At 76.4% G+C, this 8,588-nt stretch carries 7 protein-coding genes; 5 read left to right on the top strand and 2 right to left on the bottom strand.

Annotated elements, in window-relative coordinates; genetic code table 11:
* Window positions 1–51 precede the first annotated feature (51 nt).
* Window positions 52–2,352 carry a serine/threonine-protein kinase gene (locus ACFWH7_RS19960; RefSeq protein ID WP_378219231.1) on the bottom strand — a complete coding sequence of 767 codons (2,301 nt, stop codon included), beginning with the start codon at window positions 2,350–2,352 and terminating at the stop codon, window positions 52–54.
* Window positions 2,353–2,447: 95 nt separating this feature from the next.
* Between ACFWH7_RS19960 and ACFWH7_RS19955 the strand changes: the two genes are divergently transcribed.
* The 3 genes from ACFWH7_RS19955 to ACFWH7_RS19945 all read left to right on the top strand — a co-directional run bounded on the left by ACFWH7_RS19955 (window position 2,448) and on the right by ACFWH7_RS19945 (window position 5,281).
* Window positions 2,448–4,451, top strand: coding sequence for a thioredoxin domain-containing protein (locus tag ACFWH7_RS19955; RefSeq protein ID WP_378219229.1), 2,004 nt, complete (start codon window positions 2,448–2,450; stop codon window positions 4,449–4,451).
* A gap of 75 nt (window positions 4,452–4,526) precedes the next feature.
* Window positions 4,527–5,003 (top strand): dsRBD fold-containing protein, encoded by a 477-nt coding sequence (locus ACFWH7_RS19950; protein ID WP_378219227.1) that lies wholly within the window; start codon window positions 4,527–4,529, stop codon window positions 5,001–5,003.
* Window positions 5,000–5,281, top strand: coding sequence for an acylphosphatase (locus ACFWH7_RS19945; RefSeq protein ID WP_378219225.1), 282 nt, complete (start codon window positions 5,000–5,002; stop codon window positions 5,279–5,281). Before ACFWH7_RS19950 ends, ACFWH7_RS19945 begins: the two co-directional genes overlap by 4 nt.
* Window positions 5,282–5,296: 15 nt before the next feature.
* Here the strand turns inward: ACFWH7_RS19945 and ACFWH7_RS19940 are convergent, their stop codons facing one another.
* Window positions 5,297–6,415: a D-alanyl-D-alanine carboxypeptidase family protein gene (locus ACFWH7_RS19940; RefSeq protein ID WP_378219223.1), complete on the bottom strand. Its 1,119-nt coding sequence runs from the start codon at window positions 6,413–6,415 to the stop codon at window positions 5,297–5,299.
* Window positions 6,416–6,563: 148 nt separating this feature from the next.
* Between ACFWH7_RS19940 and ACFWH7_RS19935 the strand changes: the two genes are divergently transcribed.
* Together ACFWH7_RS19935 and ACFWH7_RS19930 are read left to right on the top strand one after the other, a co-directional pair.
* Entirely contained in the window at window positions 6,564–7,694 is a 1,131-nt protein-coding gene (locus ACFWH7_RS19935; protein WP_378219221.1) for a DUF2235 domain-containing protein, read from the top strand.
* A gap of 130 nt (window positions 7,695–7,824) precedes the next feature.
* Complete coding sequence (locus tag ACFWH7_RS19930) at window positions 7,825–8,373, top strand: DsbA family protein (protein WP_378219219.1); 549 nt, start codon at window positions 7,825–7,827, stop codon at window positions 8,371–8,373.
* Window positions 8,374–8,588 lie beyond the last annotated feature (215 nt).

The following is an 8,588-nucleotide window of genomic DNA, read 5'->3' as shown; positions in this document are numbered from 1 at the left end:
GCGGCACCCCGCGGTGCCGCCACGACCGCCGTCGACCCACCCGACAGCCGGTCAGCCGCGCAGGACGAGCGCCACCGTCGCCGCGACCGACGCGGAGGCGAGGAGCGCGTACAGCCACGTCCACGTGCGCTGCCCGGCGACGCGCAGCACCACGGCCACCGCGAGCGCGGCCAGGGCGAGCACCGGTCCGTCGACGAGCGGGGCCATGTCGACCGAGACGCGGAGGGTCTCCAGGAGCTGCGACGGCAGGGGGACGAACGGCTCGCTCTGCCGGGCCGCACCGTCGGGCACGAGCCACAGCGTGCGCAGGACCGCCAGGACCGCGAGCAGGCGCGGCAGCGCGCGCAGGAGCGCGCCCCCGATCCGGGACCGGTCCCCGGCCGACGTCTTGGCCGACCGGGAGGGCCGGGCAGGTGCCGGAGCGGCCGGGGCCGTTGCCTGCTGCGGGGGCGCAGAGGTGTCCTGCCCGGGCTGCCGGGCGGGGGTGCTCGTGACCGCCGACCCGGTGATGCGCGGCCGGGCGGACGGCGGACGGCTCGAGGCCGGCTGCGGCGTCGGGCCGAGGTGCTGGACGGAGCTCCGGCGCGGCGGGACCGACGGCGGCACCGGTCGGCCGACCTGCGTGGCGACGAGATCGGGGGAGTCCAGCACCCGGGTCCGCGCGACCGCAGGGGGGACCGGCTCGGCCGAGGGCCGCCCCGACGGCGGGCGGCCCAGCGTGGAGACGCGTTGCACGGGTACCGGCCAGGCACGCTCGTCCCGGGCGCCGGCCGCCGGGACGGGGGCATGTCCGTCCCGGCGCAGGCGGTCGGCGCGGGCCACGCGCTCGGGGCCGTCCCGCGGCGGCGCGAGCACGGGGTGGGCCGGGCGACGAAACGCCCGCCACCCGCGCAGGGTGTCGGGGTGGCCCGCGGGAGGTGTCGCGGCCTGCCACTGCATCGCTCGCCAGAGCCAGTCCTTGAGCTCCGCCGGGGTCCGGCCCCCGGCGACGTGGGCGCCGATGCTCGCGACGTGGTCGGCGATGACCTCGGCGGCTGCGCCGTCGAACCCGTCGCCATGCACCTCGGCGAGCACGCTCATCAGCGTGGCGTCGTAGACCAGGGCGTGCCACGGCTCCCGGGGGCGCGCCGCGTCGCTCCCGGCGTCGGCGCCGACGGCCATGCCGACCGGGGAAGCGACCGTCGAGCCGATCGGCACGACCTTCGCCGGTCGCTCGGCCCGCACAGGCGCGCCGGTCGCGACGGCCAGCCCGGCGACGGGTCCGAGCGCCCGCTCGGCCGCGGTGGCGCCGTCGGCCACGATCCGCTGCGTGAGGAGCAGGGTGTCGTCGGCGACCTCCCCGGCGAGTCGCGCGCGCAGCACCGCGACGACGCTCTCCAGCGCGGGGCGGTGGTTCGGCTGGTAGCGGGTCATCGACAGGATCAGGTCCTGCAGGTGGGGGTCGATCTCGGGCAGCTCGGCCGGGGACGGGGCCAGCTCCATCCCGGCCGGCACCCCGACCAGGTCGTCCGGCACCTCCCGCACGAGGTCGTCGGCCTCGAGGTCGCGACCGAGGAAGTTGAGGTCCGCCGGCACGACTCCCGTGGTGGCGAAGATCAGGAGCAGGCCGAGCGCGTACACGTCCGAGCGGGGGTGCACGCGGCGGGCGAACAGCTCCGGCGCCATGTACGCGAGCGTCCCGACCGGCTGCGTGGACGTCGCGGTGTCGAACAGCTTGGCGATGCCGAGGTCGATGAGGACCGCGCGGTCGCCGTCGACCATGATGTTGGCGGGCTTCAGGTCGCGGTGCACGCAGTGCTGCTCCTGGAGCACGAGCAGCGCCTCCGCGACGTGCGAGGCCAGCCGCAGCGCCTGCAGGCCGTCCAGCGGTCCCGACGCGCGGACCTGGTCGCGCAGCGTCGTGCCCGGCACGAGCCCCATCGCGAACCACGGCTGGTCGTCGTCGAGGCCCGAGCGCACGAACGCGGGGAAGCCACGCCCACCCACGGCCTCCAGCAGCCTGGCCTCCTGCGCGAAGCGCTCGCGGGAGCCCTCCTGGAGGCCGGTCAGCACCTTCACGGCGACCTCCCCGCCGTCCGCGTCCGTCGCGCGGTAGACGTGCGCGAACCCGCCGTGCCCGAGCACCTCGCCGAGGGTGAACGGGCCCCGGCGGTCGCCGCTCGCCGGCACCTGGCGGACGGGTCGCCGGGGGAGCGGCGCGGGGCCGGGCTCGGCGTCGGGGGCGGCAGCGGGTCGGACGGAGACGTCGGGCGCGGCGGGTACGGGCCCGGCGTGGTCGGCGGGGGCCTGGGTGGTCAGGCGGGTGTCGTCGTCGGTCGCCACCGCGAGGGCGGACTGCTCGGGGCCGGGCATGGGCGCAACGTTACAAGCGCGCCGGTCCTGGACGTAGCAGACAACTCCGACGTCCCGCCCCGCGAGCGCCGCGCCGACCTGGCAGGCTGGACGGCATGGTCAACCGCCTCGCCGACGCCGTGAGCCCGTACCTGCGTCAGCACGCCGACAACCCCGTCGACTGGTATCCGTGGGGCGCCGCGGCGTTCTCGGAGGCGCGGCGCCGCGACGTGCCGGTCCTGGTGTCGGTCGGGTACGCGACGTGCCACTGGTGCCACGTCATGGCGCGCGAGAGCTTCTCCGACCCGGCGATCGGCGCGCAGCTCGCGCGCGGCTTCGTGGCGGTCAAGGTCGACCGCGAGGAGCACCCCGACGTCGACGCGAGCCTGCTCGCCGCCGCGAGCGCGTTCACCCCCGACCTCGGCTGGCCGCTCACGGTGTTCACGACGCCGGACGGCGCCCCGTTCTACGCCGGCACGTACTGGCCGCCGGTCCCCGTCGCCGGACGGCCCGCGTTCCGGGACGTGCTCGACGCCGTCGCGCAGGCCTGGGAGCAGCGGCGCGAGCAGGTGGTCGACACCGGGGAGGCGATCCGCGCGGCGCTGCGGGACGCGGCGGCGGGGCGGCGGACGGGGGTCCCCCGCGCCGCGGCGACGACGGCCGCGGCTCCCGGCGAGCCAGGCGCTCCCGGCGGGGTCGACGACGGACCGGTCGGCCGGCTCACCGACCATGCGCGGACCGTCGTCGACCGGCTGGAGGCGGCGGAGGACCGCGTGCACGGCGGGTTCGGCGGCGCGCCGAAGTTCCCCGTCGCGCCGACCCTCGAGCTCCTGCTCGACCTGGCCGCGTCGTCGGTCGTGGACCCCGAGGTCGCGCGGCGCGCGCTCGTCCTGGCCGGGCGCACGGTCGACGCCATGGCGGCGAGCCCGCTGCGCGACGTCGACGGCGGGTTCTTCCGCTACGCGACCCGGCCCGACTGGTCGGAGCCGCACTACGAGCGGATGCTCTACGACAACGCCCAGCTCCTCTCCGCGGCGACGACGCTCGCCGTGCTGCGGCGCACCGGTCCGGTGGACGGCTCGCTGCGCACGCCCGCGCAGGCTCCCGGGACCGCGGACCCGGGCGAGGGCGCCGCGCGGGTCGGGGCCGACGTCGGCCGCTTCCTGCTGCGCGTCCTGCGCCTCGCCGACGGCGCGTTCGCGAGCGCGCAGGACTCGGAGTCTGTCGTCGACGGCGAGCGCGTCGAGGGCGGCTACTACCTGCTCCCGCCCGCCGAGCGCGCGCGTCAGGAGCCGCCCCGGCTCGACACCAAGGTCCTCACCGGGTGGAACGGCCTCGCGATCGAGGCGCTCGCCCGGGCCGGCCACCACCTCGGCCTGCCCGACCTCACGGACGCCGCGCGCGCCGCCGCCGACCGGCTGCTCGCCACGCACGTGCGGGCCGACGGGACGCTCGTGCGGGCCTCGGAGGGCGGCGTCGTCTCGGACGCCGTCGCGACGCTCGAGGACCACGGCGGCTTCGCGACCGCGCTCCTCGTGCTCGGCGGCCTGACGGGAGAGGCTCGGTACGTGCGCGAGGGCCTGCGCCTCGTCGACGCGACCGTCGGCGCGAACGGCGAGCTGCGGCCCCCGCAGGGCACCGACCCCGTGCTCACCGACCTCGGGCTCGCGGCCGGTGCCGCGGCGGACGCGTCGGAGGGTGCCGTCCCGTCCGGCACGACGGCGGCCGCGCGGGCGGCGCTGCTGGCCCACCTCGCGACGGGCGAGCCGCGGTACCGCGACGCCGCCCGCGCGCACGTCGCCACGTCTCCGACGGCGAGCGAGCACCCGCTCGGCGCGGCCGGGGTGCTCCGCGTCGCCGTCGGGCTCGCCGAGCCGCCCCACCAGTTCGTGCTCGTGGCCGACCCGGACCTGCGTGAGGCGTTCCGGGAGGTCGCGCGCGACTGGTACCACCCGGACGGCCTGCTGCTCGGCGCGACGCCCGGTGACGCGGCGGCGCTCGCGGTCGACGGCGTCGGGCTGCTCGCCGGTCGCGGCCCGGGCGCCTACCTGTGCGCGGACTTCGTGTGCCGGCTCCCGGCGCACGACCCGGACGCGCTGCGGGCCCAGCTCGACGCGTAGCCGCGCCCGGCCCGGGGGTGCACGGCGCACGCGGCGGTCGCATGATGGAAGAGCGGTGCGGCACGAGGAGGAGCCATGAGGGCATCGGTCGGGGACAGGATCGTGACCGCCTCGGGGGTCGTCGGCGGAGCGGTGCGCGACGGGGTGGTGGTCGAGCTGCGGCACGAGGACGGGTCGCCCCCGTACCTCGTGGAGTGGGCGGACACGGGCGAGCGCACGCTCGTCTACCCGGGGTCGGACAGCTACGTCGAGCACGTGCCGGGGGCGGAGAGCAGCGGCGGGACCGACACCACGAAGGTGTGGCGCGTGCAGGTCAGCGTCGTCGAGTCGGAGGGCCGCACGACGGCGGAGGCCGTGCTCGTCGCGGAGACGCCGGAGCACCTGCGGACGGTCGGGCGAGCGCGGCGCGACCCGCACGACCTGGACGTCCCGCTCATCGGCGACGAGATCGCCGTCGGGCGCGCGCTGCGGCGGCTCGCGGACAGGCTGCTCGACGACGCCGAGTCGGACATCGAGTCGTCGACGGGCGTCCCGGCGCACGTGCACCAGTGACGGGGGCTCCGGGCGCACCCGTCGCCCTGCGGGTCGTCGTGCACGGGCGCGTGCAGGGCGTCGGCTTCCGGTGGGCGACGCGCGAGCGGCTCGTCGCGCTGGGGCTCGACGGGGTCGCGACGAACCGCCGCGACGGCACCGTCGAGGTGGTCGCCACCGGGCCCCGGAGCGCGGTCGACCGGCTCGTGGCGTGGTTGCGCGACGGCCCGACGCCAGGGCACGTCACCCGGGTGGACGTCGACCAGGACGCGGGCCCGGGGGCGTCGTCGGTGCCCTGACTCCCGGCGGGCGGCTCAGTCGTCCGCGCGGGCCAGCACCGACTCCCAGTGCCACGGCTCGGGCACGCGCCCGTCGGGCTCGGCGAAGTCGGGGTGCGTCCAGCCGTAGGTCTCGGCGTTCTGCTTGAGCCACTCGTACTGCGGGGTGCCGAACGCCTGCACGCCGCCGCCCAGGTCGACGGCGAAGCCCAGGCCGTGGTTCGAGCAGCCGGGCGGGGCGGCGATCGGCGACGACGGGTCGTAGAGGCCCGCCTGCTCCTCGTACGTGCGGTACGAGGAGTTGATCGTCAGGTGCACGCCGAACCGCTCGACGTAGGCCGCGTCGAGGGCGACGAGCCCGTCGAGCACGTCGGCGCGCACCCGGTCCGACGGCGACCACGGGATCGCGGCCAAGGCGGAGTCGGGCACGCGTCCGCCGTCGGGGTCCCACACCTGGTCCGGCGCGGGGCAGGAGACGGCGTCCTGCGCGGTCGACATCTCCTCCGTGGACGTGGCGACGGTCGCCAGGCTCGTGTCGAGGTCGAGCACGGCCTGCTCCAGCGCGGCGAGGTCGTCGGCGGACGCACCGCTCCCGGCCGTCTCCGACGTCGTCGCGGCCGCGTCGAGCGCCTCCCGGAGCCGCGTGCGCACCGCCTCGTCGGCGCCCAGGCCCTCCGTCGCGGCGTAGATCTTCTCGCCCTGGTCCTGGACGGGCGCCAGGCTCGTGCGGGCCGCCTCGACCTCGGCACGCGCGTGGTCCAGCATCGAGACGTGCACGGCCTGCGACGCCTGCTCCAGCGACTCGGTCGCGCCCGTCGTGCCGGTCGTCATCCGGTCGAGGAAGGACGCCCCGAGGAGGGCGCGCGCGTCGTCGACCTCGACCGTCAGGTCGTCCCGGACGGCGGGGTCGGCGACCTTCCCGTCGGACGTCGTGAGCAGGGCCTGCGCCGTGGTGGTCTGCGCGGCCAGGTCGTCGTACGTCGACCCCCGGTACCAGACCAGCCCGCCGCCGGCGGCCCCGAGGAGGAGCGCCAGCGTCACGACGACCGCGACCCACACGCCGCGGTGCCGGCGCGTCCCCCGGGCGTGCCGCCGCTCCCGCCCGGTCGGGTAGCCCGAGGGTTCGGTGGAGGAGGGGGCGTTCGTGACGGTCACACCGCCAGAACCTACGCCACCGGCAGCTGCCCTCCGGACCGTTCGGCGGGTGAGCGGGGAGACGCTCACCGAAGTATCACGAACCCCGCCGGCCCCTCCCCAGATGGTGTCCCCGGCGACGGTGCCGGGGCGAGGTGGGGAGAGGATCATGAAGCGGCTGGTGCTGTGCTGCGACGGCACGTGGAACTCGCCGGTGAACGCGAGCGTGTCGAACATCGAGAAGATCGCGCGCTCGGTCCGCACCGGCATCGGACCGGACGGCGTGCAGCAGATGGTGTTCTCCGTCGAGGGCGTCGGGGCGCAGGGCTACTTCGTCGACCGCCTGCTCGGCGGGGCGTTCGGGTACGGGCTGACGCGCAACGTCGTCGCCGGGTACCGCCACCTCGCGCTCAACTACGAGCCCGGCGACGAGATCTACGTGTTCGGGTTCAGCCGCGGCGCGTACACGGCCCGGAGCATCGTCGGCATGGTCGCGACCGTCGGGCTGCTCACCCAGGACTCCCTCGCGCGCGACCACTTGTGCGACGCCGAGCGGATCTACCGCGTGCGCGACGCCTCCCAGCGGGCGGAGCAGGCGGCCGCCTTCCGCGCCGAGCACTGTCACGACCACGTCCCCGTCGCGTTCCTCGGGGTGTTCGACACCGTCGGCGCGCTCGGGGTCCCCGGGCTGTCCCGGCGTCGCAGCCGCTTCCACGACCTGCGCCTGTCGACCGACGTCGAGTGCGCCCGCCAGGCCCTCGCGATCGACGACCGCCGCATCACGTTCGAGCCGTGCCTCTGGGACGTGCCCGTCTCGATGGCCTCCCGGGTCAAGCAGGTCTGGTTCCCCGGCGGGCACAGCGACGTCGGTGGCGGCGCGCGCGCACGGGCGCTCTCCGACACCGCGCTCCTGTGGATGGTCGGCGAGGCCATCGGCCGCGGGCTGTCGTTCGACGAGGACCGGCTGTTCGCGCAGCTCCACCACGAGGACGAGTTCGTGTGCCGGTTCCGGCCCGGCCTGCTCTTCGGCGCGCTCAACCTCCTCAAGCGCATGCACCCGCGCCCGCGCTTCCGCGGCGACCGGCGCGTCCTCGCCGGCGTGCCTACCCCGCCCGACACCGTCGACGCCGTGTACCTCGCCCAGACGGCGGCGTACCTCACCGCGGATCCGGCCTCCGAGTACGCGCGCCACGCCCGGAACGTCACGTGGTGGCGCGAGAGCGCCGGGCCCGGCCTGGAGCACCTCGTCGAGCCGATCCCCGGCGGCATCCGGGAGGACCGACCGCTGGTCCTCGCGTGACGGAACGAGCGGCCGCGCACGGTCGACGACGGCCCGCAGGCGGACGCCCCGCGAGGTCGGCACCGCTGCGGGGGACGACGTCGTCCGCTCGCCGGGTGCGACGCGCCGACCCCGTGCCATGCTGGGCGGCGTGAGCGAGCAGACCGCAGCACCGATCCCGGCCGACCAGCTCGTCCCCGCCGACGCGCACGTGCTCGGCAACCCGGACGCGCCCGTGACGATCGTCGAGTTCGGCGACCTCGAGTGCCCGTACTGCGCCGCCGCCGCGCCGGTGCTGCGGCAGGTCGTCGAGGCGTCAGTCGGGCGGGTGCGCCTCGTGTTCCGGCACTTCCCGCTCTTCGAGATCCACCCCCACGCGCTCTCCGCGGCGCTCGCGGTCGAGGCCGCCGCGGCGCAGGGGAGGTTCTGGGAGATGCAGGCCGCGCTGTTCGAGCACCAGGACCAGCTCGGCGAGGCCGGCCTGGCCGACCGCGCCGAGGAGCTCGGCCTCGACGGCACGTCCGTCGTGGGGGACGCGGCGCAGCAGCACGCCGCGCCCGTGCAGCGCGACTACGCCGACGCCCTCGCGGCGGGCGTCCAGGGCACCCCGACACTGTTCGTCAACGGCGTCCGCTACCGCGGCCGCGTCACCCCCGACGGCCTCCGCACCGCGATCGAGTCCGCCACCCCGCCGAGGTAGAGACGCCGGCCGCGCGAGGTAGAACCCCGGTCACGCGAGATAGAACCCTGGCCGAGCGAGGTAGAACCGTGGTTGCGCGAGGGAGAACCGTGGTGGCGCGAGGTAGAACCGTGGTTGCGCGAGGTAGAACCGTGGTTCTTGGGTTCGATGGCGTGTGGCTGGGTGGGGTGGGCGGGGTGGGTGGTGGTGCCGCGTCTACCATCCGCCGCTCGTTC

The sequence above is a fragment of the Cellulosimicrobium cellulans genome, assembly GCF_042723955.1.
GTDB lineage: Bacteria > Actinomycetota > Actinomycetes > Actinomycetales > Cellulomonadaceae > Cellulosimicrobium > Cellulosimicrobium cellulans_H.
This window is presented reverse-complemented; position numbering and strand designations above follow the sequence as displayed.

Bases quoted from the DNA above. Each gene is read 5' to 3' on its own strand.
- ACFWH7_RS19960 (WP_378219231.1), bottom strand. From the start codon at position 2,352: ATGCCCGGCCCCGAGCAGTCCGCCCTCGCGGTGGCGACCGACGACGAC.
- ACFWH7_RS19955 (WP_378219229.1), top strand. From the start codon at position 2,448: ATGGTCAACCGCCTCGCCGACGCCGTGAGCCCGTACCTGCGTCAGCAC.
- ACFWH7_RS19950 (WP_378219227.1), top strand. From the start codon at position 4,527: ATGAGGGCATCGGTCGGGGACAGGATCGTGACCGCCTCGGGGGTCGTC.
- ACFWH7_RS19935 (WP_378219221.1), top strand. From the start codon at position 6,564: ATGAAGCGGCTGGTGCTGTGCTGCGACGGCACGTGGAACTCGCCGGTG.